At 71.6% G+C, this 25756-nt stretch carries 24 protein-coding genes; 9 read left to right on the plus strand and 15 right to left on the minus strand.

All coding sequences use genetic code 11. The features are described from left to right. Positions 1–101 precede the first annotated feature (101 nt). Positions 102–824, plus strand: coding sequence for an alpha/beta fold hydrolase (locus tag ACGFYV_RS35100; RefSeq protein WP_393882593.1), 723 nt, complete (start codon positions 102–104; stop codon positions 822–824). Positions 825–887: 63 nt separating this feature from the next. Here the strand turns inward: ACGFYV_RS35100 and ACGFYV_RS35105 are convergent, their stop codons facing one another. After that, positions 888–1739, minus strand: coding sequence for an NmrA/HSCARG family protein (locus ACGFYV_RS35105; RefSeq protein ID WP_393882594.1), 852 nt, complete (start codon positions 1737–1739; stop codon positions 888–890). A 153-nt stretch (positions 1740–1892) separates the two neighbouring features. On the opposite strand from ACGFYV_RS35105, the gene ACGFYV_RS35110 reads away from it, so the two are divergent. After that, on the plus strand, positions 1893–2426 hold the full coding sequence (locus ACGFYV_RS35110) for a CE1759 family FMN reductase (protein WP_393882595.1): 534 nt from the start codon (positions 1893–1895) through the stop codon (positions 2424–2426). A gap of 147 nt (positions 2427–2573) precedes the next feature. Here ACGFYV_RS35110 and ACGFYV_RS35115 read toward each other — a convergent pair whose 3' ends face one another. From ACGFYV_RS35115 to ACGFYV_RS35130, 4 genes are read right to left on the minus strand one after another with little or no spacing between them, the layout of a single operon-like run. Beyond that, complete coding sequence (locus tag ACGFYV_RS35115) at positions 2574–4331, minus strand: ATP-binding cassette domain-containing protein (RefSeq protein WP_393882596.1); 1758 nt, start codon at positions 4329–4331, stop codon at positions 2574–2576. Then, positions 4310–6076 (minus strand): ABC transporter ATP-binding protein/permease, encoded by a 1767-nt coding sequence (locus ACGFYV_RS35120; RefSeq protein ID WP_393882597.1) that lies wholly within the window; start codon positions 6074–6076, stop codon positions 4310–4312. The genes ACGFYV_RS35115 and ACGFYV_RS35120 overlap by 22 nt, the downstream gene beginning before the upstream one ends. Continuing rightward, the gene (locus ACGFYV_RS35125; protein WP_393882598.1) at positions 6073–7335 is read right to left on the minus strand and encodes a cytochrome d ubiquinol oxidase subunit II; all 1263 of its coding nucleotides are present in this window, start codon (positions 7333–7335) and stop codon (positions 6073–6075) included. Before ACGFYV_RS35125 ends, ACGFYV_RS35120 begins: the two co-directional genes overlap by 4 nt. Then, positions 7328–8695, minus strand: coding sequence for a cytochrome ubiquinol oxidase subunit I (locus tag ACGFYV_RS35130; protein WP_393882599.1), 1368 nt, complete (start codon positions 8693–8695; stop codon positions 7328–7330). The genes ACGFYV_RS35125 and ACGFYV_RS35130 overlap by 8 nt, the downstream gene beginning before the upstream one ends. A 280-nt stretch (positions 8696–8975) precedes the next feature. On the opposite strand from ACGFYV_RS35130, the gene ACGFYV_RS35135 reads away from it, so the two are divergent. The 4 genes from ACGFYV_RS35135 to ACGFYV_RS35150 are packed head-to-tail and all read left to right on the plus strand — an operon-like array spanning position 8976 to position 13310. Then, complete coding sequence (locus ACGFYV_RS35135) at positions 8976–9956, plus strand: GNAT family N-acetyltransferase (RefSeq protein WP_393882600.1); 981 nt, start codon at positions 8976–8978, stop codon at positions 9954–9956. Beyond that, on the plus strand, positions 9953–11482 hold the full coding sequence (locus ACGFYV_RS35140; protein ID WP_393882601.1) for an extracellular solute-binding protein: 1530 nt from the start codon (positions 9953–9955) through the stop codon (positions 11480–11482). The genes ACGFYV_RS35135 and ACGFYV_RS35140 overlap by 4 nt, the downstream gene beginning before the upstream one ends. Beyond that, on the plus strand, positions 11476–12444 hold the full coding sequence (locus tag ACGFYV_RS35145) for a carbohydrate ABC transporter permease (protein WP_393882602.1): 969 nt from the start codon (positions 11476–11478) through the stop codon (positions 12442–12444). Before ACGFYV_RS35140 ends, ACGFYV_RS35145 begins: the two co-directional genes overlap by 7 nt. Next, on the plus strand, positions 12441–13310 hold the full coding sequence (locus ACGFYV_RS35150; protein ID WP_393882603.1) for a carbohydrate ABC transporter permease: 870 nt from the start codon (positions 12441–12443) through the stop codon (positions 13308–13310). Before ACGFYV_RS35145 ends, ACGFYV_RS35150 begins: the two co-directional genes overlap by 4 nt. 63 nt (positions 13311–13373) lie before the next feature. On the opposite strand, the gene ACGFYV_RS35155 is transcribed toward ACGFYV_RS35150, so the two are convergent. From ACGFYV_RS35155 to ACGFYV_RS35175, 5 genes are all read right to left on the minus strand, one after another. Next, positions 13374–15035 (minus strand): MFS transporter, encoded by a 1662-nt coding sequence (locus ACGFYV_RS35155; RefSeq protein WP_393882604.1) that lies wholly within the window; start codon positions 15033–15035, stop codon positions 13374–13376. Positions 15036–15117: 82 nt separating this feature from the next. Beyond that, a complete protein-coding gene (locus tag ACGFYV_RS35160; protein WP_393882605.1) occupies positions 15118–15855 on the minus strand; it encodes a YoaK family protein in 738 nt (245 codons plus the stop codon). Then, positions 15836–16360 (minus strand): DoxX family protein, encoded by a 525-nt coding sequence (locus ACGFYV_RS35165; protein ID WP_393882606.1) that lies wholly within the window; start codon positions 16358–16360, stop codon positions 15836–15838. Before ACGFYV_RS35165 ends, ACGFYV_RS35160 begins: the two co-directional genes overlap by 20 nt. A gap of 53 nt (positions 16361–16413) precedes the next feature. Further along, positions 16414–17076: a hydrolase gene (locus ACGFYV_RS35170; RefSeq protein WP_393882625.1), complete on the minus strand. Its 663-nt coding sequence runs from the start codon at positions 17074–17076 to the stop codon at positions 16414–16416. 279 nt (positions 17077–17355) lie between these two features. Beyond that, positions 17356–19239, minus strand: coding sequence for an amidohydrolase (locus tag ACGFYV_RS35175; protein WP_393882607.1), 1884 nt, complete (start codon positions 19237–19239; stop codon positions 17356–17358). A gap of 504 nt (positions 19240–19743) precedes the next feature. Here ACGFYV_RS35175 and ACGFYV_RS35180 point away from each other — a divergent pair. Then, entirely contained in the window at positions 19744–20715 is a 972-nt protein-coding gene (locus ACGFYV_RS35180) for an alpha/beta hydrolase (protein WP_393882608.1), read from the plus strand. A gap of 164 nt (positions 20716–20879) precedes the next feature. After that, entirely contained in the window at positions 20880–21407 is a 528-nt protein-coding gene (locus tag ACGFYV_RS35185; RefSeq protein ID WP_393882609.1) for a hypothetical protein, read from the plus strand. Between the two features lie 106 nt (positions 21408–21513). On the opposite strand, the gene ACGFYV_RS35190 is transcribed toward ACGFYV_RS35185, so the two are convergent. From ACGFYV_RS35190 to ACGFYV_RS35210, 5 genes are all read right to left on the minus strand, one after another. Further along, positions 21514–22014 (minus strand): GNAT family N-acetyltransferase, encoded by a 501-nt coding sequence (locus ACGFYV_RS35190; protein ID WP_393882610.1) that lies wholly within the window; start codon positions 22012–22014, stop codon positions 21514–21516. 98 nt (positions 22015–22112) lie between these two features. After that, on the minus strand, positions 22113–23060 hold the full coding sequence (locus ACGFYV_RS35195) for a GNAT family N-acetyltransferase (RefSeq protein WP_393882611.1): 948 nt from the start codon (positions 23058–23060) through the stop codon (positions 22113–22115). A gap of 114 nt (positions 23061–23174) precedes the next feature. Further along, on the minus strand, positions 23175–23597 hold the full coding sequence (locus tag ACGFYV_RS35200; protein ID WP_393882612.1) for an arsenate reductase ArsC: 423 nt from the start codon (positions 23595–23597) through the stop codon (positions 23175–23177). 30 nt (positions 23598–23627) lie between these two features. Further along, on the minus strand, positions 23628–24401 hold the full coding sequence (locus tag ACGFYV_RS35205; RefSeq protein ID WP_393882613.1) for an aquaporin: 774 nt from the start codon (positions 24399–24401) through the stop codon (positions 23628–23630). Then, a complete protein-coding gene (locus ACGFYV_RS35210; protein WP_393882614.1) occupies positions 24398–24772 on the minus strand; it encodes an ArsR/SmtB family transcription factor in 375 nt (124 codons plus the stop codon). The genes ACGFYV_RS35205 and ACGFYV_RS35210 overlap by 4 nt, the downstream gene beginning before the upstream one ends. Positions 24773–24866: 94 nt before the next feature. Between ACGFYV_RS35210 and arsM the strand changes: the two genes are divergently transcribed. Beyond that, positions 24867–25694 (plus strand): arsenite methyltransferase, encoded by an 828-nt coding sequence (arsM, locus tag ACGFYV_RS35215; protein WP_393882626.1) that lies wholly within the window; start codon positions 24867–24869, stop codon positions 25692–25694. Positions 25695–25756 lie beyond the last annotated feature (62 nt).

Genomic DNA, 25756 nt, shown 5'->3' on the forward strand with positions numbered 1-25756 from the left:
CCCGGAGGACCGGGCGGCCATTCCTTCCGAGCCATCTAGGGCAACCACCCATCAGCCACACCCGGTCCTCCCGGACCGCCTCACATTCTTAGGGAACTCCCATGACCGATTCCGCACCCACCGTCGTCCTCGTCCACGGCGCCTTCGCCGACGCGTCCAGCTTCGCGCGTGTCATCCCCGAGCTGCTGGCCGACGGCCTGAAGGTGCTCGCCCCGGCCGTGCCCAACCGCAGCCTGACGGGCGACGCCGCCTACATCGCCTCGATCGTCCGGCAGATCCCCGGTCCCGTCGTCCTCGTCGGACACTCCTACGGCGGGGCCGTCATCACCGTCGCGGGCGCCGAGGACAACGTCCGGGCGCTGGTCTACCTCGCCGGGTACGCCCTCGAAGTGGGCGAGAGCCTCGGCGAGTTGCAGGGCCGGTTCCCCGACTCCGACCTGGCGAAGGCCCTGGTCTTCACGCCGTACCCGGTCGAGGGCTCGTCCGAGCCCGGCACGGATGTGACGGTACGGACCGACGAGTTCCCCGCGATCTTCGCCGCCGACGTGGACCCGGACCTCGCCCAGGTCCTCGCCGTCTCCCAGCGCCCCCTGGCCGGTGCGGCGTTCGCCGAGCCTGCCCCGGTCGCGGCGTGGAAGGACAAGCCGTCCTGGGGCCTGGTGTCGACCGCGGACCACACCATCAACCCCGAGGTCGTCCGCTTCGGCTACCAGCGAGCCGGCATGACCACCGTCGAGGTCGACTCCTCCCATCTGGTGATGCTCGCGCACCCCGAGGAGGCCGCGGACCTGATCCGCGAAGCCGTCCGCAGCACCGGCGCCTGACCCCGCCGTCCCTCACCCGGCACGCCTCCCGACGCGCTCCCCCCGCCGTCACCGCCGCCGCCGTCAGCGCAGGGGCGCCCAGATGTCACGCGCCCAGTCGGCGAACCGGGTCCAGGGGACCGCCGGATGGGCGGCGCGGAGGGCGGGGATGTCGACGCGATATCCGGGGCCGTTCAGGAACGACCACATCGCGTGCATGTCCGGACTGCCGATCAGCGACAGCGGTACGTACTCGTGGCGGACACGGCGGCCCAGGGCCGCGCCGAGTGCGGCCGCCATCTCGGTGGGGGTGGGCTCGTCACCGGCCAGCTCGATACGCCGCCCGGCGTAGGAAGCGGGCGCGACCAGCACTTCCGCCGCGAACGCGCCGAGGTCGGGGCGGGAGAGCTGCTGCAGCGGCTGGTCGGCGGGCAGCGGCAGGTCCAGGATGCCGTCGGCGATGCGCTGCGCACCGCCGAGCGCGTTGTCGAAGAAGTACGTCGGCCCCAGGATCGTGTACGGCACGTCACCGGAGACCAGCTCCGCCTCGATGCGAGCCTTGCTCTCGAAGTGCGGCACCCCGGTGTGCTGGTCGGCCCCGGCCACGGAACTGAACACGAGGTGCGGAACACGCTTTTGGGCCGCTGCGGCGAGGATCGCCCGCCCCTGGGCGACCTCCGCGTTCACACCGGCCTCGAACGGCGTGGTGTACGCGAAGACCGCCGCCACCCCGCTCATCGCGGCGGCGAGCGAATCACGGTCACTCAGGGAGCCCGCCACCACGTCGACACCCTGGGCGGCCAGCTCGCGCGCGGCTCCCCGGGCAGGGTCACGGACCAGCGCCCGGACCTGGGCCCCGCGTTCCAGCAGCGCATCGGTCACGGCACTGCCCTGTCCGCCGGTCGCCGCAAGCACCAGGATCGGCCTATCGGCCATCGAAGAACTCCCTTCCTCAGACATGAGCGGCATGATCATCAGCCGCCGCCCACGGTAACCGTCCGTCCCGGACGACACGCCCAGCATCGCAGCGCGCCGCCCGGCCGGGAGGGAAGAGGACGCTCGAGGGCTCGTACCCGTGCACGCACAGTCATGAGCAGCGCCCGACCAGGCTCTAGCGTTCGACTTCTCATACGCATTGCCGGAAGAACCAGAAGAACCAGAAGAACCAACCTGGTCACCGGGTTCCCGCCGGCTCCCGTGGCCACCGCGATCGACGCGGTGACGCGGGCCGACGGTCTGATCGTGGTCTCGCCCGTGTTCACCGCCTCGTACAGCGGACTGTTCAAGTCCTTCTTCGACCTGATCGACCCGAACGCCCTCACCGGCAAACCGGTCCTGATCGCGGCGACGGGAGGCACGTCCCGCCACTCCCTGGTCCTGGAACACGCGCTGCGTCCCCTGTTCTCCTACCTCCGCGCCACCGTCGTCCCCACCGCGGTCTACGCCGCCTCCGAGGACTGGGGATCCGGAGGAGACGCGTACGCGGAAGGACTGCCCGAGCGCATCCGGCGCGCGGGTGGCGAGCTGGCCGCCCTCATGGCCGCACGCCCGGAGGGGACGACGGAACCCGAGGACGAGGTCTCCGCACTCGAACGCCAGTTGTCCGACCTGCGCTTCGACTGAGCCGCACGCGTACGCTCGTCCGCACGCGCACGCGCACGCGCACGCGCACACGCACACGCACACGCACACGCACACGCACACCCACCCGTGCCCGTACTCACATCCGCATCCGGGCCCGGAGCCCCGCCCCCGTACCCGTGCGTGCTGTCACGATGCGCGCACCGCCCTGCGGGGCCCTTCGTGCGAGGGGGCGGTCGCCTGACCGAGGCGGACGACCGCGGTGGGCCTCCGCCGCAGCAGGCCGATGTCCTGCTCCTGCAGGGCGATCACCAGCGCGGTCCCGGGCAGGGCCTGGGGGAGCGCGGACAGGAGGGCCTCGGCGGTGGGGCGGTCCAGGCCCGCGGTGGGTTCGTCGAGCAGCAGGACCGGAGGGCGTCGCAGCACGGCGCGTGCGACGGCGAGGCGCCTGCGCTGTCCCTGGGACAGCCGGCGCCCGCCGGCCCCCACCGAGGCGTCCAGCGGCAGGGCCGACAGGCCGACCACCTCCAGCGCGGCCCGTAGGCCGGCGGCGTCGGCCGAGGGCGCGGCCTGACGGAGGTTGGCGGCCACCGTGTCGTCGGCCAGCCAGTCGTCGGCCTCGACCAGCGTGACCGTCTCGGCGACGGCCCCGGCCGACAGCGTGTGCACGGGCGTGCCGTCGAGGAGGACCGTGCCGTCGGGCGCCGGCAGACGGCCGGCGAGCTGACCGAGCAGGGTCGACTTCCCGCTGCCGTTGGGGCCCGTGACCACCATGAGGACAGGGCCCGACAGGGTGGTCGTGAGCGTTCCGGACGAGCCGGGCAGCGGGAGGCCGTTCGTCTCGACGCGGCGTGCGGCAGCGAGCCGCGCAGCCGTCGGGAGCTGCGGAGCCGCCGGGGGCTCCTCGCCGGCGAGGGGTGCGAGGCGTTCGGCCGCCTCCCCGGCCTGGGCCAAGTGCTGCATGAGCGTGGGCAGTCGCTCCAGCAGCTCCCACCCGGCGGCCATCAGCAGCACCTCACCCACCACGACGGCGACCGGCTGGGCCGACTTCGCGCACAGGGCGATCACCAGGACCGACGCCTGGCCCAGCGCGGCAAGAAGTCGCAGCGCCAGCCGGCCGAGCCGCTCGGCGCGAGAGGCCGCCCACTCGGCGGACTCCACGGCCGTCACGGCGGCCGTCGCCGCCTGCCGCGCCTGCGGTACGGCGTCCAGGCAGCGCAGTTCGTTGAAGGCGGCGCGGCTGCCGAGCAGCACGGTACGGAGCGTGGCCCTGGCCTGCGCCGCGGCGGCGAGATGGGCTCGCGCCCGGCGGTGGGCCCGCAGGGCACAGACGCATCCGGCCGCCAGTACGGCCAGTTCGGCGGCCCCCAGCAGCGGCATCGCCGACAGCAGCAGGATCTCGACCAGGCACGCGGTGGTGATCGCGGCGGCCAGGGGCGCGAGGACGTTCGCCGGCAGGCCCGCCACGGTCTCGACGTCGGTGGTGAGCCGCGTGAGCAGCGTCCCGTCGCGCTGTGCGCGCAGCTCACGGGGGGTGAGCCGGGCAGCGCCCCGGGCCATCCGGGTGCGCAGCGCCACGGAGGCGGTCAGCAGGGTCCGGTGGTTCACGAGGCGTTCGAGGTAGCGCAGCCCGGTGCGGGCCAGGGCCAGTGCTCGTACGGCGCCCGAGGGGTACATCCAGGACCAGGTGGTGTTCGCCTGGAGGGTGACCACGGCACAGGCCGTCAGGAACCACCCGGACACACCCAGCAGCGCGGCGCCGCTGAGTTCGCCCGCGACGGCCAGCAGGACGCCGACCAGCAGGGCGCGGCGCGGAACCGCGGAACGCAGCAGGCGCCACACGCCGACGGTGTTCATCACGCCGGCCCGGTTCGTCACGCCGGCCCGGTCCATCTTGTCGGCCGGGTTCGTCATGGCGGCCCGGTTCATCGGGTGCTCCCGTTCCATCGGGCTCTCCCGTGCTCCAGTGTGATCACCTGGTCCGCCAGCGGCAGCAGTGCGGGACTGTGCGTGGCGAGCAGGACCGTACGGTTGCGGGCCAGGGTCCGCAGCGCCGCCACGACGCGTTCCTCCGCACGCGGGTCGAGGTGCGCGGTGGGTTCGTCGAGGCACAGAAGGGGGGCGTCGCGCAGCAACGCCCTTACAAGAGACAGCTGTTGGGACTGGCCGGAGGACAGTCCGGTGCCGCGTTCGCCGAGGCGTGTGTCCAGCCCCCGGGGCAGCGCGGTCAGCAGGTCGTCGAAGCCGAGTGAGGCGACGGCGTCCAGCAGGTCGCGGTCGGTCGCGGTGGGCCGGGCGAGGAGGAGGTTCTCGCGCAGGGTGCCGGGCAGCAGGTGCGCCGGCTGGCCCACCCAGGACACCCGGCCGGGATCGGCGGGTACGGCCTCGCCGTCCAGCAGATGCAGGGCGCGTCCGCCGTGCGGGGCGGACAGCCCTGCCGCCACGGCCAGCAGGGTGGACTTGCCCGCTCCGCTCGGCCCGGTGACGGCGAGACACCGGGCCGGTTCGAGCCGCACACTGACGCGGTCCAGAGCGGGTGTGTCCCGTCCCGGGTGCTGGACCGTGACGGCGTCGAGCAGCACCCCGGGGGGTGCGGCCGTCCGCCGCGCGGTCGGCGCCGGTCCGGTGGGCGGCGCGGGGCTCTCGTCGGGTGCGTCCAGGACCGGGGCCAGCAGTTCGGCCGCCGCGGCCGCCTGGGCGCGGGCGTGGTAGCCGGCGGCCAGGTCACGGGCCGGGGCGAAGTAGGCGGGGACCAGGACCAGCACGAACAGCGCGGCGGACAGGCTCATGTGGTCCGGGACGAGAGGAAGGCGCAGATAGTCCAGCAGGACCAGGCCGCAGTAGGTCGCCACCACGGCGAGGGTTCCGGTGATGAGCAGTTCGATCCACGCCGTCGACAGGAAGGCGATCCGCAGCACCTTCTCGGTGCGCCGGGCGACCTCCCGGTCGTCCTCCTCCAGGGCACGCGCGGCCTCGTCGTGGGCGCCGAGCCCGACCAGGGTGGGCAGTCCGCGCAGATGGTCGAGCAGCCGGGACTGGTGGCCGCGGATCGCGGACAGCTGGGTGCGCACGGCGGTCTGCGTGCCGAGGCCGATGACCTTGAGGTTGGCCGGCAGCAGCGGGGTGGCCGCGAGGACGAGCAGGGCGGTGAACCAGCTGCGGCAGGCGATCGCCGTCAGGGCGATGCCGCTGCCGAGCAGCATGGTGGTCCGCGCGGGGACGTAACCGGTGAGCCAGTCGGTGAGGTGGTCGACCTCGCCGTCGACGGTCCGGGTGGACGCCGCGTCGTCCAGGTCGCCGTGGAGCGGGCCGTGGGCGGGCAGGGACGTCTCGATGATCCGGCGGCGCAGGCTCTGGCGCACGGTCCGGGCGCCGCGCGTGGCCGCCGCGTCACCCGCCGCCAGCAGCGCGGCGCGCAGGGCCACTCCGGCCGCCGTCAGGAGGGCGGGCAGCAGTACGGCCGCCGCGGGCAGCTCGCCGCGCAGGGCGGACAGGCCTCGCTGCGCTCCCCAGGAGAGCCCGGCCGCCCACAGCACGGTGCCCAGTTGGGCCGCGCCGCGCAGGAGTCCCGCGCGGCGCAGCTCGGTGCGGCCGACGGCCGCCCAGTCCTTCAGCCGGGCGGCGACCGGGTCCTCGGCGGTGCCGTCCCGCTCCGCGGCCAGCTCGCCCAGAAGGACGGTGGTGGAACTCACGAGCGCGTCTCCGCCCCCGCGTCCGCGTCGAAGTGACCCGCACGTCCGTCGCGGCGGTCCCCGGCGATCCAGGCGACCAGCGCCGCGCAGCACAGCACGGTGACGCCGAGCGGGCCGATCAGATCCGAGACGCCGCCGAACACGTCCTGGGACAGACCGGTGGCCAGGATGCCGAGCACCACCAGCAGGACGCGGCGCACGATCGTCCGCAGCGCACCGGTGGGTGCGGGCGGGGCCACGAGAGGCTGGACCCGGGAGGGCAGCGGCGGGATCGGGGTCTCCACCGGATCGGTGAACTTGCCGCGGAAACTCCGCCACGCGTAGAAGTTGTAGGCCAGCACGAACGGCATGCACAGGCCGACGCCGAGCACGAGGAACACCAGGGAGGAGTGCGGGCTCGCGGCCTGATGGACGGTCAGTCCGGGCGGCACGACGACCGGTGCGGTCAGCGCGACCAGCCCCAGCAGCCCGGCGGCCGTCATGGTCGTCACGGCCGCGAACGGCCGCCAGTCGGGGCGGCGGCCGAAGCCGTACCAGGCGAAGGCGCCGGCCACGACGGCGACGGCGACGGCGAGCCCGACCAGCACGGCCCGCACCGGGTCGCCCAGGTGCAAGGACTGCGGGTCGGCGCCGTCCAGCGTCAGACCGAGCACGAGCACCATGACCGCGGTGGCGACCAGCAGCGACCGTCCGGTGCGCAGGGTCCTCGACCGCGACCATCCCTCGGTCTTGTCCTGCAGCCAGGCCGCGCCTGCCAGCAGGTACAGGGCGACCGCCCCGAGGGCGCACAGCACGCCGTAGAGGCTGAACCAGTCGAAGGCCCCACCGCTGAAGGTGCCGTCGTGCTGCTGCGGACCGGTAAGCACGGCACCCAGGACGAGGCCCTGGCACACCGTGGCGACGAGCGACGCCCAGCCGAACAGCAGCGCCCAGCCGCGCCGGTAGCCGCCGGCCGCACTCTGCATCTCCAGGCCGAGCCCGCGCAGGATGATGGACACCAGCATGACGATCAGCGGCAGATAGACACCGGGAAGCACGACGGCGTAGACGCCGGGCAGACCCGCCCACAGGACGACGCCGACCAGGATGATCCAGCTCTCGTTGGCGTCCCAGGCGGTGGCGACGATCTCGGAGTACTCCCGCCGGCGCTCGGGCCGGGCGGCCAGGCTGAGCATGCCCACCCCGAGGTCGTAACCGTCGAGGACGACGTACATGCCGAGGGAGAAGAGGACCAGGGCGTAAGCGGCGTACTCAAGCAACGAGGGCCTCCGATGCGTCGGGCGAGGCGGGACCGGTGGGCAGTGCCTCGGGGCCGGCCTTGACCGTACGGACGATGTAGCGGATCCAGATGGCCAGCAGGGAGGCGTAGAGCAGGACGAAGCCGACGAGACTGGCGGCGACCTCGAACGTGGAGAGGTGGGACACCGCGTCGGCGGTGCGCAGTTGGCCGTACACCACCCAGGGCTGGCGGCCCGTCTCGGCGACGATCCAGCCGCCGGTGATGGCGATGATCCCGGCCGGGGTCATCCACACCATCCACTTGAGGAAGCGCCGTGAGTCGAACAGGCGCCGCCGCAGTCTCAGGGCCACACCCGCGAACGCCGTGCCGAACATGAGCAGCGCCGTGAAGTACATCGCGCGGAAGCCGTAGAACGTGGTCCACATGTTGGGGCGCTCCTCGGGCGGTGTCTGCAGAAGCCCGGGAGTGATCGTCTTCCCGCTCAGATCCTGCGCGATGACCGAGCCGAGGTAGGGGATCTCCACGTGCAGCCGGTTCTCGCCCTTGTCGGTGTCGGGGACCACGAGCAGGTTGTAGCCGTTGTTGTCGCTCTTCCAGTTGCCCTCGAACGCCTCCAGCTTGGGCAGCTGATGCTGTCCCATGAAGACCGCCGTGCCGTCTCCCACGTACAGCTGGATCGGCATCAGGATGCCGAGGACGCCAAGGGCGATGGACAGGCAGCGGCGCGCCATCGGCTGGGCCCCGACCCTGCTCTTGACCAGGTACCAGGCCGAGATGCCGCCGACGAACCAGGCGGCGCTGATCAGCACCGCCAGCAGCATGTGCGGGAAGCGGTGGGCGAAGGCGGGGTTGAGCAGGATCTCGGTCCAGTCCTCGGCGTGGAACTGGCCGCCGGACTTCTCGTAGCCGACCGGGTCCTGCATCCAGCTGTTGGCCGACAGGATCCAGGTCGTGGACAGCAGGGTGCCGAACGCGACCATCCAGCTGGCCAGGGCCATCGTGCGCGGGCGTATTCGCCCGTCCCCGTAGAGCATCAGCCCGATGAAGCCGGCCTCCAGGAAGAAGGCGGTGATCACTTCCATGCCGATGGTGACCCCGATGACGGGCCCCACCGCGTGGGCGTACACGCCCCAGTTGAGGCCGAACTCGAAGGTCATCACCGTGCCCGCGACGACACCCAGGCCGAAGCCGACGGCGAAGATCTTCTTCCAGAACCGGAAGATCTGCAGGTACAGCGGATTTCCCGTGCGTACGTACACCGTGTAGACGACGGCGAGGAGCACGGAGAGCCCCACGGTGAGCGCGGGGAAGGTCATATGGAAGATCGCGGTGATCGCGAACTGCCAGCGGGACAGTTCGACGACGGTGGGCGAAGCCATGGGGTACTCCCGGGGAACAGCGGTAGCCATGCCGAACTGCGCAGGCGCGGTCGACGCTAGGGGCTGCGCAGGGAACATCGTTGTCCTGGAGCGCACGCGCGCATGCCGGTCAGTGCACCGCGATCGCCGCGGCCCGCCGTGCGCCGGCTCCCGCATCTCCGCCGCGCCTTCTCCGAGCCTTCTCCGCACCTCCGCACGCGTGAACTATTGATCGATCATTGCGAAACGAAAGGACATACCAGTAAATTTCCGGCAACCGCACGGAAGGACACCCCCGTCGATGACCGACCCCACGACGACATCCCGGGCCCGGATCCGCGGCTTTCGTACGGGAGACGGGCCGGGGGTGGTGGAGGTGTGGCGCCGCGCAGCGCCGGCCGACCCCCTCACCCCGGACCGCTTCCGCACCCTCGTGCTGCTCGACGCCAACTTCGACCCGGACGGGCTTCGCGTGGCCGTCGAGGGCGACCGTGTCGTCGGCGCCGCCTACGCGGTCCGCCGCCTGACGCCGATGGCCGGCACCGACCTGGAACCGGAGCAGGGCTGGATCCCGTTCTTCCTCGTCGACCCGGCCGCCCGCGGACACGGCCTCGGGCGCAGGCTGCTGAGCGACGCCCTCGACTGGCTGCACGCACACGGCCGCACCCGCGTGGACTTCTCCTCGTACACCCCGAACTACATCCTGCCCGGACTGGACGCCGAGGCGTACCCGGAAGCGGCCGGCCTCCTCGAGTCGCTGGGCTTTCGCACGCTGTACGAAGCGGCGGCGATGGACCGGGGCCTGACCGGCCACCGCATCCCGGACGACGTGGTCCGCCGCATGGACGAACTGACGGCGCGGGGCCACCGGTTCACCACCCCGTCCGACGACGACCTGGTGGAACTGATCGCGCTCGCCGGCACCCACTTCACCCCGGACTGGGCACGCGCGATCCGGGAATGCCTGGTAGCGGGCACGCCGCTCGACCGGATCGTTGTCGCCCGGGACCCGTCGGGCCGCCTGGTCGGCTGGGCGATGCACGGCGCGTACGAGTCGGTGGACGAGCGGTTCGGACCGTTCGGCGTGCTGGAGGAGATGCGCGGCACCGGACTCGGCAAGGTCCTCCTCCATCTGGTCCTGGAGCGGATGCGGGCGCGCGGAGCGCACTCCGCGTGGTTCCTGTGGACCGGCGAGCGGTCCCCGGCGGGCCACCTGTACCGCAAGGCCGGATTCAGCACGACCCGGGTGTTCCGCGTGATGCGCCGGGAGGCCGCTCGGTGACGCCGTTCCAGCGCACCAGGGCGGCGTGCGGTCTGAGCCGCCGTCACTTCGCGCTCGCGCTCCCCTCGGCCCTGCTCACCGCCGGATGCGCCGCCCCGCACCAGGGCACCGGACGGCCCGGGGACCCCGTCGTCCTCACCCTGCTGTCGCACTACGCGAGCGGAGAACTCAAGGACGCCCTGCAAGGCCCGGTCGACGAATGGAACGCCACGCACGACCGGGTCAAGGTGCGCACCAAGGCGGTCGAGTTCACGGACCTGCTGACCACGTTCATGGTCCGGCAGGCCGCCGGGCAGGGCGCCGACATCATCCACCCGTACTGCCTGTGGAACGGCCAGCTCGTCCGGGCCGGCGTCCTGCGGCCCGCGCCGCCCGACCACGCCGAGGAGATCGGACGCGGCTACAGCACGGCCACGGTCGGCGCCGCGTCGGTGGGCGGCAGGATCTACGGCTACCCCACCGAGGTGCAGACCTACGCCCTCTACTACAACAAGCGGCTGCTGCGCGAGGCCGGCATCGAGAGCCCCCCGCGCACCTGGCACGAGCTGGAGGACACCGCGTACCGCACCGCCAGGCGGGACGGTTACGGCAACACGCTGGTCCAGGGATTCGGTCTGTCGACGTACGACGACTCCACCACCGTCGGCCAGACGCTCGCCCTGCTGAACGCGGCGGGCGGCAGGTTCGTCTCCGCGGACGGCCGGCGCACCGCCATCGACTCGCCTGCCGGCCGGGCCGTGTTCGACCTGGAGCACCGCCTCGTCACCAAGGGCGCGAGCGCCCCCGGCGTCAACGTCTACCAGGCGTTCGCGTCCGGGCAGGTCGCCATGGTGATCAGCGCCGGCTGGTGGACCGCGAACCTGAAGGCCCTGATGGGCAAGGACTACCGCGACGTCGGTGTCGCGCCCGTGCCCGTCCCCGAGGCGGACGGCAAGCGCGCCACCCTCTCCACCGGCTTCATGCTCGCGGTGAACACGGCCAGTGAACACCCGCGCGAGGCCTGGGAGTTCCTGCGCTGGCTCAATGCGGAGAAGGCGAGCGTGAGAGGTACTGCGCAGAGCGCAGGGCAAAGCACGGTGCAAGGCACCCGACAGAGCGCCGGGCAAAGCATCGGGCAAAGCGCCGGGCAAAGCGCCGGGCAAAGCGCCGGGCAAAGTGCCGGGCAAAGTGCCGGACAGAGCACCGGACAGAGCACCGGACAGAGCGCCGGACAGAGCGCCGGGCACAGCGCTCAGAAGGCCGCGACAGCGACCCGGATGGGTTCCCTCCAGGTGTCGGTCGGCTCGCTGACCGGCCGCGCCGACGACATGCGGACACTCCTCGGCGCGGCCGGTGACCCGAACCTGCGCCCGTTCCTCGACGCGCTGGCGTACGCGGTGCCCGAGCCGAACGTGCCGGGCGCGCAGCAGGCCAAGTCGCTGCTGCGCAAGAACATCGAGGCGCTGTGGACCGGTCAGCGGTCGGTCGACGAGGCACTGCGCACCACCCGCCGTCAGGTCGACCAGGAGGTGGCTCGCTCATGGTGAACACCCTGGCACCGGAGACGACCGGACGGGCGGCGGACGGCGCGCGTCACGGGCAGACCGCCGCCGGCCTCCGCGACCGTCATCGGCGCCGTCGCCGTCAGGCCGTCGTCGCCTACCTCTTCCTCGCGCCGGCGCTGCTGTTCTTCGCCGTCTTCCTGATCCTGCCGCTCGGCTTCGCGCTGTCGCTGTCCATGTCCCGCTGGGCCGGGTTCGACCTCGGCGACATCGAGCCGGTCGGCCTGGACAACTTCACCGGCCTCTTCGCGGACGGATCGACCTTCCTGACGCCCATCCTCACCAACACGCTGCTGTTCGCGCTGGGCACGGTCGCCCTCGCGCTCGCCGGCTCCGTGCTCGTCGCCACCTGCATCGACAAGCTGCGGTTCCAGGGGCTGTGGCGCACCCTGTACTTCCTGCCGATCGTCACGACCGTCGTCGCCGTCGGCAACGTGTGGAAGTACATGTACGAGCCGGGTGGCCTCGTCAACGGCGTCCTCAACGCCGTCGGGCTGGGCTCGGTGGCCTTCCTCCAGGATCCGGACACCGCGCTGCCCGCCGTCGTGGTCGTCCAGGCGTGGGCCTCGGTCGGCTCGGCGATCCTCGTCCTGACCGCCGGGCTGAAGTCGATTCCGGAGTCGTACTACGAGGCGGCGGCTCTCGACGGGGCCGGGCCCGTCACCGTCTTCCGGAAGATCACGCTGCCGCTGCTGCGGCCGTCCCTGCTGTTCGTGTGCGTCACCCAGTTCCTCACCGGGCTCCAGTCGTTCGCGCTGATCATCGTGATGACCAAGGGCGGGCCGGGCGACGCGACGAACGTGGCCGCACTGGAGATGTACCGGCAGGCCTTCTCCTACGGCGACTGGGGCACCGCGAGCGCCGCCGCCTTCGTGCTGTTCGTGGTGGTCCTCATGGTCACCCTGGTGCAGTTGTGGATCTTCCGGCGCAAGGGGGAGGACGCATGAGCCGCCGCCGCTTTCCGTGGTTCTCGTACCTGCTGGTCGTGACCGGCGCCGTGCTCACGGTGGTGCCGTTCCTCGACATGGTGATGACGTCCTTCAAGGGCCCCGACGAGGCCGGCACACTGCCGTACCGCTTCCTGCCCAAGGCGTTCGACCTGTCCAACTACCGGGCGGCGATCGAGCAGCTCGACCTGCCGGTGCTCTTCCGCAACAGCGTCGTCGCCACCGCCGTGATCACCGGGTCGGTGCTGCTCACGTCGTCCCTCGCGGGCTACGCGCTCGCCAAACTCCGTTTCCCCGGACGGAACTTCATCTTCCGGCTCGTGCTGTCGACGATGATGTTCCCGCCGTTCCTCTTCTTCGTCCCGCACTTCCTGATCCTGGTGCACTGGCCGCTCGCAGGCGGCAACGACGTGCTCGGGCGCGGCGGGGCCGGGCTGACCGTCAGCATCGTCGCGCTCGCCATGCCGTTCCTCGTCAGCAGCTTCGGGATCTTCCTGACGCGCCAGTTCATGGTCGCGATCCCGGACGAGGTGCTGGAGGCCGCGCGCATCGACGGGGCGGGCGAGTTCGCCCTCTGGTGGCGGATCGTGGTCCCGCAGACCAAGCCGGTCCTGGTGACGCTCGGGCTGCTGACCTTCGTGGACGCCTGGAACGAGTACATCTGGGCCCTGCTCGTCTCGACCGCGAACCCCGCGGTGATGACCCTGCCCGTCGGCATCCAGTTCCTGCAGAGCTATGTGGATCCGACGCGCACGATGCCCGTCGTCATGGCCGGTCTCGTCCTGAGCGTCCTGCCGGTCCTGATGCTCTTCCTGCTGCTGCAGAAGTACTACATCCGCGGGGTGATGCTCAGCGGCCTCAAGTAGCTGAGCCTCTCATGCAACTGAGCTGCCTCATGCGGCTGAGTGGCGTCACGTAGCTGAGCCGCCTCACGTGTGGAGATCGCGACTGCCCGCCGCGTCCGCCGCGGTCGGCACAGCCGGGCCCGACGAGGTGTCGAACGCGTGGATCACCTCGGGCTGGGTGCCGGGCACGAGCAGCGAGCGGGACCGCTCCTCGCGCTCGCGGTCGGTGGCGGTCAGCCGGGAGTGGTGCTGGGCGCGGTGTTCCGCCCAGGAGGAGATCAGGTAGTTCTCGACGAAGCGTTCCGGGTCGTTGCCGTCCTGGTAGAGGCCCCAGGTGAGCGCCCCCGTACGGCGCCTCGAACGTGCGACATGACTCATGCAGCCGGTGAACTCGGCGCGGCTTTCCGCAGGAACGCGGTAGACGACGGAGACCAGGACGGGACCGTCGGCCTCGCCCGGCTCGAACACCAGGGGAGGAGCGGGCCAGTGGTCGGACGGCGAGGGATCGATGCCCTCGGCGTCGTGCAGCGGCCACCGGCGCACGGTGGCCGCGCTCAGCACCATCACGACGCCGGCGATCAGCAGGCAGGAGGCGAGCCCGACCCAGTCGGCCACCGCACCCCACAAGGGCGCCGCCAGCGCCTGACCGCCCTGGAAGACCAGGAGATAGACGGCCAGCCCACGCGCCCTGACCCAGCCCGGAAGCCTGGTCTGCACGGCCGCGTTGAGCGTCGACAGCACGGCGATCCAGGCGAGACCGGCGGGCAGCAGGGCGATGGTCACCAGCCAGGGAATCCGTACCGTGGCCAGTACCGCCAGCACCGCGGCGAACACCAGCGCGCCGGCGGTGAGCGTGCCGTTGGCTCCCAGCGTCTTGCGGATCCGGGGCAGTGCGAACGCTCCCGCCACGGCCCCGGCGCCGACCGCCCCCAGCAGGAGTCCGTAACCCGCCGAGCCGAGCCCGAGGGAGCGGCTCGCGGTCAGCGGCAGCAGCGCCCACAGAGCCGCGCCGCCGGGGATGAACAGGAGCGTGCGCAGGAGGACCCGGCGTACGCCGGGCGCGTTCCACACATAGCGGCGTCCGGCCTGCAGGGCGGCCAGCAGCCGTTCGTTCCCCACGCCGGGGGAGGCCGTCTCAGGCCGTCGCCACAGCAGCAGGACCCCCGCGATACCCAGATACGAGGCCGCGTTGAAGGCGAACACCCATCCCGCGCCCGCCGCCGCGACCACCGCTCCGCCGAGCGCCGGGCCGACGGCACGCGCCAGGTTCATGTTCACCGCGCCCAGCGCAGCAGCCTGCCCGAGCCGGCGACGCTCCACCAGCTCCGGCTGGATCGCCTGCCACGCCGGGCCCATCAGCGCCGTACCGCACCCCAGAAGGAAGGTGAGGACGAGCAGGACGGCCGGCGTGAGGACGTCCATGAACGCCAGCACGGCCAGTACACCGGACACCGCGAGCATCGCGAACTGCGCGGCCAGCAGCACCGAACGCCGGTCGAAGCGATCGGCGATCACTCCCGAGGGCAGCGCCAGCAGCACCATGGGAAGACTGGACGCGGTCTGGACGAGCGTCACCAGGGCCGCGCTGTTGTCGACCAGCAGCCACTGGGCGCCCACCGTCTGCATCCAGCTGCCGACGTTGGAGACCAACTGGGCGATCCACAGCGCCCGGAAGACCCGCCCCGCGAGCGGCGCCCACGGAGACTCCGACGCTGTGGAGGCTGGTGAGGGAGATGTGCTGTTCATGTCCGTCCAGACCGGTGCAGGGAGGGGGCAAGGGACTTCGGGGCTTTGACGCGCGGTGGGCGGGAGGCGGCGCGCCGGGGTGTCAGGACGGCGGCCCCGCCCAGGCGGGCCGGGTGGCGGACAGGCGATGCGTGATCACGGAGGTGAGCGCCAGGAGCAGCAGGCACAGGGCCAGCGTGAGCACGAGGTGGCCGTGCAGGACAAGTGCGGCTCCGACGACGGCTCCCAGGAACATGACCAGCACGGACAGGATACGGCGGCCGGGCCTCGGGGCCTCGCCGCCCGCCGGGTGCGAGTCGGCGGCCAGCCCCGTGAGGGTCAGCGTCAGCACGGTCGTGGTGAGGTCCGGGACGCCGAGGCGGCGGGCGACCGCGTTCTGCAGACCCATGGCCAGCCCGAGGGACACGATCAGCGTGTACCGGACACCGGTCGTGACCTCGCCACCGGAGGACGCCGCGACGGCGACGCTGACGGCGACGAGCACTGTCTGCACGGCGGTCGCCGTCTTGAGGAGGTGACCGCGGTCGGCCGCGAACCGGGTTCCGAGCTTGCCGCCGGCCAGCGCGCCGAGGAGGAACGTCAGCAGCGCCACGACGGAGGCCAGCGCGGACAGCCCCGGGGCGCCCGTCAGCGCGAATCCGAGGAACACCACGTTGCCGGTCATGTTGGCCACGAAGACGTGCCCGAGTCCCAGATAGCTCACCGCGTCGACGAGACCCGTGACCAGGGTCAGCGTCAGCAGCAGGGGAGGCAGCGGACCGTGGCGGTCTCCCTTCGGCGGTGCCAGGGTGTGGACCGCGTCAGTCAGCAGCCGGTGCATGGGGCGTCCTCTCCGTAACGGTGGGCGTGCGGTGCAGCACCACACGGGTCAGCAGCCCACTGGCGGGGCCGATCACGATCGCGGCCAGCACGATCCACAGGGGCCAGGGTGTCAGGCCCAGCGCGTGGTCGAGGGACCACTTTCCGGGCCCGGTGAGGGCCAGTGCCGCCGAGACGACGACGAGGACCATCGGGTACTCGTAGCCGTCGTTCTGCACCCACAGGCCCTTGGGCCACTTGACGGTGCCCGCGACCGTCATCACGCCCATCGCGGCCATCGCGGCCAGGGGAGTGAGCAGTCCGGCGGTCAGGAACAGGCCGGCACCGATCTGGCTGGCTCCCGCGACGACGGCGGTCAGCTTGCCGCCCCGGAATCCGTCGTGACGGAACTCCTCGGTCCCGCCCGCCAGGCCGTGGCCCCCGAGCCGGTAGCTCACCTTCTGTACTCCGTGGCCGGCGACGAGCAGCCCCGCCACCACTCGGAGGAGCAGCAGTCCAGCGTCCATCTCTTCCTGCCTGTTCCTGACTCGGTCCGTTACTCTCTTTGCCGCGCCGGGGCTCAGCCGGCGGCGTGGGCGCCTATGAAGGTCTGCGCGTAGACGATCCCGAGACCGTACGCGCCGGCGTTCTCCTTGACCACATCGGTGACCGGGCCGTAGGTCTCCTGGCGGGCCCAGTCACGCTGGAGCTCCAGGAGCACCTGCACCCAGGTGACGGGGATCGCGCCGGCCTGGATCATGCGCTGGATGGCGTGCTCGTGAGCCTGCGGGGTGACACCGCCGGACGCGTCGGTGACGACGTAGACCTCGTAGCCCTGGGCGATGGCGGAGAGGGCGGGCAGCACGACGCAGACCTCGGTCCACAGACCGGCCAGGACGAGCTTCTTGCGGCCGGTCTCCTTGACGGCCTCGACGAACGACTCGTCCTCCCAGGCGTTCATCGTGGTGCGGTCGATGATCTTGTGGTCGGGGAAGACCGCGGGCAGCTGCGGCATGATCGGGCCGGAGAAGGACTCGGCGGCCACGGTGCTGAGCACGACGGGGACGTCGAAGACCTTGGCGGCCTTGGCCAGGCCCACCGTGGCGTTGATGATCGCGGTACGGTCGCTGCTGCCGGTGCCGAAGAACATCTGCGGCTGGTGGTCCACGAACAGGACCGCACAGTTGTCCGGGGTGAGCAGGTCCGGGCTGGGGGCCGCGGTGACCTCGGCGATGTCGACCATGAGGGTGCCTTTCATGAGGTACGGCGCGGACAGGCGTCCGCGACGGGCGGGAACCGTCCGGTGGACGGATTCGGCGGGGGGTGGCAGCCCGGAAGGGGTGGCGCGGGGCCGGACCCCTCCCGGGAGTTCTGGGGTGTGAAGGGTGTTCTTGTGCAGGGTGTTCCGGGGCGTGAAGCGGTGGTCGCCCCGGAGCGGGAGGCGGGGTCGCTCCAGAAGCGGGAATCCAAGTCGCTCTGGAGTGAGAAGCAAGCTTGCTCTGGAGCGAGAACCAGGCTTGCTCTAGAGCGAGAAGCACGGGTCGAAGGGTGTGCCCGTGGCGTCCGGGAACAGGCCGCGCGCCACGCGCCACTCACGGTGCTGCTCCGACTCGGCGACCGCCTCACCGAGCAACTCGGCCTGGCGCACGCCCGCGGGCCGGCGCCCGGCGGTCTGGTAGCCGCCGAAGTGCGCCACCGGGCTCCAGCCGGGGCTGATGGGCGGCAGCTCCTCGTCGAGCCCCTCGTACTCGGCGGCGGCGTACACGATCCGGCCGCCGGTGACGGTGAGCAGTGCCTCGATGTTCGCGATCTCCGGCTCGGGCACGGCGAAGTAGTCGTCGGACAGGACCGCGAAGTCCGCGTAACACCCCGGGCGCAGGACGCCCTTGACGTCCTCCTCGCCCGTCAGCTCGGCGCCGGCGCGGGTGAACATCTTCAGCGCGGTCTGCCGGTCGACACGGTTGGTCAGCGGGCGGAGCGACAGGTCGCCGACGTTGCGGCCACTGACCAGCCAGTGCAGGGCGACCCACGGGTTGTAGGTGGAGACCCGGGTGGCGTCCGTGCCGGCCGCCACCGTCAGGCCGCGGTCGAGCATCTCCCGGATCGGCGGGGCGTCCGCGGCGGCGCCGGGACCGTAGCGGCGCAGGAACGCCTCACCCTGGAACGACAGCCGGTTCTGCACGGACATGGCACCGCCGAGCGCGACGACGCGGTCGAGACTGTCCGTGGACACGGTCTCCGCGTGGTCGAACAGCCACCGGTTGCCGGCCGGGAAGAGCCCTTCGGCGGCCAGCTTCTCGAACACGGCGAGGTCGCGGCGGATCGTCTCGTCGTACGTGGCGTGCAGCCGGAAGCCCCAGCCGTTCTCCATGAGAAGACGTGCCGCCTTCTCGAACTCGCCCTCGTAATCGCCGAGTTCCGGACGAGGCTGGTTGAAGTTCTCGAAGTCCGCCGCGGCCCAGGTGAGGTTCTCGCCCGCGCCGTTGAGGCGCAGCCATTCGTCGCCGTCCTCGGGGCTCGCCATCTCGATCCAGCGGGTGAGGTCGGCTATCTCCTGGCCGGCCGTCTGCGGGAAGAGGTGGTAGGCGATACGCAGCGACAACTGCCCGGCCTTCGCCAGTTCGATGACGGTGCTGTAGTTGTCGGGGAAGTTCTGGAAGCCGCCGGCGGCGTCGATCGCCGAGGTCAGCCCGAACCGGTTCAGCTCGCGCAGGAAGTGACGGGTCGAGGTCTTCTTGTCCTCGCCCTCCAGCACCGGCGCCTTGGCCAGGGTCGAGTAGAGGATGAGGGCGCTGGGCGCGGCCAGCAGCATGCCCGTCGGATCCCCGTTGCGACCGCGCACGATCTGCCCGCCCTTGGGATCGGGCGTGTCCTTGTCGAACCCGGCGGCCTTCAGCGCCGCGTGGTTGAGGATGGCCGACTGGTACAGGTGCAGCACGAAGACGGGGGTGTCCGGGGCGGCGGCGTTCAGTTCCGCGACGGTCGGCAGCCGCCGCTCGGCGAACTGCTCGACCGACCAGCCGCCCACCACCCGTATCCACTGGCCCTTCGGGGTACGGGCGGCCTGCTCGCGCAGCATCGCGAGGCCCTGGCGCAGCGTCCGGACCCCGTCCCAGCGAAGCTCCAGCACATAGTTGAGCCCGCCGCGGATCACGTGCAGATGAGCGTCGTTGAGCCCTGGGATCACCCGCCGGCCGAGCGCGTCCACCACCTTCGTGTGCGGGCCGACGTACGGGGCCACGGCCTTGTCGTCGCCCATGACCGTGATGACGCCGTCCCGGACGGCGATGGCCTCCGCGTGCGGGTGTCTCGGGTCTCCCGTATGGACCTCAGCGTTACGGACGATGAGGTCTGCGGGGTTGTCGATGTCCTGGGGAACGAGTCCGCCGACCGGCATTGGTGACATGTGTGTACGACCCTCTCAGGGATGAACGACTTCGACGTCCGCTGTGGCCGATGTCGGCGGACGAGGACTGCGAGGAACGCGCGGGTGCTCGGTGTCGGTGGACGGGCGCGAGTTCCCATCAACGAGCCGTCACGCTAGGCCGGTCGGACGTGGAGGTGTGTCCCGTCAGTGCACTGGAGTGTTCCTCACAGCGCACGTGGATCTCGGTGCTCATGACGGGCCGGGCGTGCGGCCCGTCAAACGGCCGTCAGGCCGTCGACCTGCCCGGCCCGTCATACGGCTGCCGGGCCGTCGCCCTGCCTGGATCACGGCAGGGCGGGCCGCCGTGCGCTATCAGGGTGGGCCGCCGTGCACTATGAGGACACCAGTAATGCGCTCGCGGGCAATGGCCGCCCGTGCGGGGGATCTACGGTGCAGATCAACGGCCCCGGAGCACACGCCACAACAATCCGGGCCGTATGCCGGTACGGCCGGCTTCCCACGACGAAATTCCAGGAGATTCACATGTCCGACGCCCACGAGCCCGTCCAGCCGGTCCTGGAACCGGCGGCAGCTGAGTTCGCGGAGGCCACCGCCAACCCGCCCTACCTCTTCGATCTGGCCCCGGCGGAGGGGCGCAAGGCCGTCGACGAGGTGCAGTCCGGCGAGATCGAGAAGCCGGCGGTCGACGAGGAGTGGATCACCGTCGAGGGCGGTCCCACGGGCAGCGTCCGTGCGCGCATCGTCAAGCCCGCCGGCGCCGAGGGCACCCTCCCGGTGATCATCTACATCCACGGCGCGGGCTGGGTGTTCGGCAACGCCCACACCCACGACCGTCTGGTGCGTGAACTCGCCGTCGGCGCGAACGCGGCCGTCGTGTTCCCCGAGTACGACCTGTCGCCCGAGGCGCGCTACCCGGTCGCCATCGAGCAGAACTTCGCCGTGGCCAAGTGGGTCGTGGACGAGGGCGCCTCCAAGGGTCTCGACGGCTCCCGGCTCGCCGTCGCCGGTGACTCCGTCGGCGGCAACATGTCGGCCGCCCTCACCCTGATGGCCAAGGAGCGCGGCGGCATCCCGCTGCTCCAGCAGGTGCTGTTCTACCCCGTCACGGACGCGAACTTCGACACCGGCTCGTACCACCAGTACGCCACCGGTTACTTCCTGCGCCGCGACGGCATGCAGTGGTTCTGGGACCAGTACACGACCGACGAGGCCGAGCGCGCCCAGATCACCGCGTCCCCGCTGCGCGCCACCGTCGAGCAGCTCAAGGACCTGCCCCCGGCCCTCGTCATCACCGGCGAGGCCGACGTGCTGCGCGACGAGGGCGAGGCGTACGCCAACAAGCTCCGCGAGGCGGGGGTTCCGGTCACCGCCGTGCGTTTCCAGGGCATCATCCACGACTTCGTGATGCTCAACGCCCTGCGTGGCACGCACGCCGCCGAGGCCGCCATCACCATGGCCGTCCGCACCCTGCACGCGGCCCTGCACACCGCCTGAGTCGTACGGCGCACCGACCAGCGGAACAGCCAGCCGCGCGGACTGCCCGCACCGCGTCCGCGCGGCCCCGCAACGGTCGGTGACCGCAGGCACGGCACCATGCCGGACGAGGCCATGACCGATGGCCATGACCGGCGGCCTTGACCAGCCGATACCGTGTGCCCATGTCTGCGTTCATACAACAACTTCAGGCGCTGATCGGGGTCGTCGTCGGTGCCATCGGCTCGTACCTGGCGATCGCACGCGGTGATCAGGCCCGCTTCCGCCGTGAGCAGACAGCCCGTTGGCAGGAGCGCAGGCTGGCGGTCTACGCGGACTACGCGAGGTCGCTCAAGCAGACCGTCACCCTGACCTATCGGATCGCGGCCCACCTGGGCCACGACCCCCACCCGCACCCCCTGTCGCCGGAAGAGGCCGCTCCCCACCTGGCCGCCGCATCCGATGCCCGGGATTCCCCCGGCGAGGCCCTGCTCATGCTCGGCGGCCCCGAAGTGGTGGAGAAGGCACGCGAGTGGGTCGTCACGGTCATGGACATGGAACGGTCCCTGCGGGACCGGAGCCACACCCCCGAGACCTGGTCGGCGATGCTCGCGCGGCAGCGCGCCGCGCGACACGCGTACTACGCGGCTGTCCGCCGCGACCTCGCACTCCCTCCCGGCCACGCGGAGGACTGGAGCCTGCCGACGCCCTAGGAGCACGGCCCGGACAGCACGCCTGAGCACCGTCCGGGCACTGGGCTGCGCCGAGGGAACGCGTACCAGCGGGCCTTCACGTGGCCGCGCGCTTGAGGAGCTTGCGCTAGCGCGGGAGTTCCAGGTCGCGCCGGTACCAAGTGCCCGGCCTGCCACCGAGGTCGGCCGGGTCCGCCGGACCGTCCGGGACGAACCCGGCCTTGGTCAGGACCTTCCGGGATGCGGGGTTCGTGTGGGCGGCCGCCGCCCTGAGCGTGCGCAGCCCGTGCTGCTCCGCGGCCAGCCGGCACAGCTCCCGCACGGTCGCGGTCGCCACGCCGTGGCCGGTGACGTGCTGCGCGACCCGGTAGCCGAGGTCCGCGGAGCCGTCCGCGATGTCGAACAGGTTGAACCTGCCGAGTACCGAGCCGTCCTCGGCGACCAGCACATAGAAGGCGCAGATGCCCGCCTCCTGCTCGGCCAGCAGAGCGTTGTACCGGTCGGTGAACCGGGCGAAGAAGTCGTCGCCGCGATCGGAGACCGAGGCGGCGAAGTAGGCGCGGTTCGCCAGCTCGAACGCCAGGACCGCCGGGGCATGGCCGGCGTGCAGCCGCTTCAGCTCGGGCACCGCCCCACCGTACCCGGACGGTGAGCCGAGCCCACCCGGGTTTTCTCCCGCGAGGACAGCCCTGCCGACCGGGCCGGCATCCATCCCCGACGGGAGCACTACTCCCGGCCCTTGACGAGCGGCGCGTCCCGTGTGAACTTCCGGAATCCGACGCTGTAGTACAGCCCGCGCGCCTCGGCACGGCCGGGCGCCCCCAGGCACGCGACCGTCATGTGACGGGCCCCGGCGTCCCGCGCCAGGTGCATCCCGTGCAGCAGCATCGCCCTGCCCAGCCCGAGCCGCCGGTAGGCCGGATGCGTTCCGACCGGCTCGAACTCGGCCGTCTCGTTCGCCTCGTCGAGCCACGTGATCGTCGACGCGGCCATCGTCCCGTCCGGCGCCTCCACCAGGACGTGCAGGTCGCCGCGGTACGGCGCTGTCCGCCGCACGCCCTCGTAGGCCTCGACCGTATAGGGCGACGGAGCCCAGGCGTCCACGTGGGCCTGCACGACGGCCTCCGGCCCGGCCTCGCCGGCGGTGCGGAACCGGAATCCGTCCGGCAGCACCGGCCGTTCCAGGTCGTCGAGGTCCCGTTCGTTGAGCTGAGTCCATGAGCCGGTGTCGCCGAGCGAGGCCGGATCGGTCTCGTAGCCGTGCGCCGCCCATCGCTTCAGGGCGAACTCGTCGCAGGCGCACGGCAGCAGGGTGCGCTCGACGCCGACCGCCACCCCGTCGTACCAGCCGATCACCTCGTCCACCAGCTCGCCGTGGTCGGGATGGACCTGATAGGCCAGATAGGCACTGGTGACGTCCTTCACCGACCCGTCGCTCAGCCTCACCCGGTGCGGCAGGAAGGCCCAGGCCCAGGCGACCAACTCGCCCCCGGAGAACCACAGTCGACGCGGCCAGCTCTCGCGGTGGCGCGTGTGTCCCCTGCCCCAGATCCAGGCCAGCTCCCCGTACGACGCGTCGCTGTTCACCAGGTCCGGACGAACGGCGGTGACCCGCTGCGCCAGCCCCTGCATGAGCCGCACGTCCGCCGCGGTCATGAGTTCGGAGTCATCCATGGTGCGCCACTGTGCCAGCACTCAGCGAAGGCGGCGAACCAATTTCCGGGGGCTCGGAGCCCGGAGTTGGGGGCTGGGGGCGGGGGTCGGGGCCGGGGACGCGCGGTCACGCGGTCACGCGGTGGCGGGAATCCCCAGCTCGGCGAGCAGCCCGCGCACCCGCTGTTCGACGGCGTCCCGGATCGGCCGGACGGCGTCGACGCCCTGGCCCGCCGGGTCGTCCAACTGCCAGTCCAGGTACCGCTTGCCGGGAAAGACCGGGCAGGCGTCGCCGCAACCCATGGTGATCACCACGTCCGACGACCGCACCGCCTGCGGAGTGAGGATCTTCGGGGTCCGGGCGGAGATGTCGATGCCGACCTCCTTCATCGCCTCCACGACCGACGGGTTCACGGACTCGGCGGGCGCGGAGCCCGCAGAGCGGACCTCGATCCGGTCACCGGCGAGGTGCGACAGGAAGGCGGCGCCCATCTGGGAGCGGCCGGCGTTGTGGACGCAGACGAACAGCACCGACGTGCGCGGGGCGGAAGCGGTCATGACAGGGTCTCTTTCCGAGGGTGGGCGCGGTCAGGAGGAAGCGGGCTCGGGTTCAGGCTCGGGTTCGGTGTGCGGCACGGCGGCCTCGCGCGGCGCCGGGGCGCGGTCCGGACCGTGGACGGCGGCCACGACGCCCAGACCGAGCACGGCACCCAGCAACTGGGCGGCGACGAACGGGGCCACGGAGGCGGGCGCGATCCCGGCGAAGGTGTCGGTGAAGGCCCGGCCGACGGTCACCGCCGGGTTCGCGAACGACGTGGAGGACGTGAACCAGTACGCCGCGCCGATGTAACAGGCCACCGCGATCGGACCGGGACCGGCCCGGCGGACGCGTTCCAGGCCGAAGACCAGGGCGACGAGCCCGGCGGTCGCCACGACCTCCCCGAGCCACAGATGACCGGCCGACCGGTCGTGCGTGGAGAACTTCACCAGCGGCCTGGCGAACATCGCGTCGGCCAGGACGGATCCGCCGATGGCGCCGGCGACCTGGGCGGCCACGTACGCGCAGACGTCGCGGACCGCGAGGCCATCCGGGTCACGACGGCCGACGAACCAGGCGGCGAGCGTGACGGCGGGATTGAAGTGCGCGCCGGAGACCGGCCCGAACAGGGTGATCAGCACGCCCAGTCCGAAGACCGTGGCGAGCGAGTTGGCGAGCAACTGCACGCCGACGTCCTGCGACAACTCGGTGGCCTGGATGCCGGAGCCGACGACGACCGCCACCAGCAGCCCGGTGCCGATCACCTCGGCGGCGACGCGCCGGCCGAGCGGTGCGCTGACGCGTCGGCCGAGTGGTGCGCTCACGCGTCGGCTCCCGCGGGCTGCGAGCCGGTCAGGAACGTGGCGATCCGGTCCAGGACGCCGGGCAGCACCCAGTAGTACACCCAGGTCCCGCGGCGCTGGGAGTCGATGAGCCCGGCCTGCCGCAGCAGCTTGAGATGGTGGGAGATCGTCGGCTGGGCCAGGTCGAAGGCGGGCGTCAGCTCGCAGACGCAGATCTCGCCGCCCTCCCCGCGCGAGGCGATCATCGACATCAGGCGCAGCCGGACCGGGTCGCCGAGCGCCTTGAAGACCCTCGCCAGCTCGGCCACCTGATCCTCGCCCAACGGCGCGGCGGCCAGCCCCGGGCAGCAGGCCGCGTCCTGCCCGATCACCTCAAGCTCTTGTTTCGACATACCTCTATGTTGACGTTCTTCGAATCAAGGGACAAGGTGGCATTCAGGTTGCATCGACAAACATCAATTCAGGGCCTTCCGAAGGGAGTGAGTCATAAGCGAGCAGTCCACCGACCTGCGGGAAACCGTCCGCCGGCGATACGCGGCAGCGGCCGTGCAGGTCACCGAAGGCGCCACCGCCTGTTGCGGCCCGCAGCCGGTCGAGGCCGACGAGAACTTCGGCTCCACGCTGTACGACGCCGACGAGCGCGGCGCCCTTCCCGCCGAGGCCGTCGCCGCCTCCCTCGGCTGCGGCAACCCCACCGCCGTGGCCGAACTGCGCGCCGGCGAGCGTGTCCTCGACCTCGGCTCCGGCGGAGGCATCGACGTCCTGCTGTCCGCCCGGCGCGTCGGCCCGACGGGCAAGGCGCACGGGCTGGACATGACCGAGGAGATGCTCCAACTCGCCCTGGCCAACGCGGAGAAGGCCGGCGCGACGAACGCCGAGTTCCTCAAGGGCACCATCGAGGCCGTCCCGTTGCCCGCGAACACGATCGACGTCGTCATCTCCAACTGTGTGATCAACCTGTCCACGGACAAGCCGGCCGTGTTCGCCGAGGCCTTCCGTGTCCTCAGGCCCGGCGGCCGGATCGGTGTCTCCGACGTCGTCGCGGACGACACGCTCGCCCCCGAACAGCGCGCCGAGCGCGGTGACTACGTCGGCTGCATCGCCGGTGCCCTCTCCTTCTCCGAATACCGCGCGGGCCTGGAAGCCGCCGGGTTCACCCGCATCGAGATCACCCCGACCCACCCCGTCGCCGACGGCATGCACTCCGCGATCGTGCGCGCCGTCAAGCCGGCGGCTCCCGAACGCACCGACAGCGTTGCGGAGTTGCCCGTGCTCCAGGTCACCACCGCACCTGGCTGCGGCTGCCGGGACTGAGGAGCCGCATGCCGCGGCGAGACGGTTCTGCTGTCGGCCGAGTCCGGTGCGGATCAGCCGGG

Source organism: Streptomyces sp. NPDC048297 (assembly GCF_043201585.1).
GTDB lineage: Bacteria > Actinomycetota > Actinomycetes > Streptomycetales > Streptomycetaceae > Streptomyces.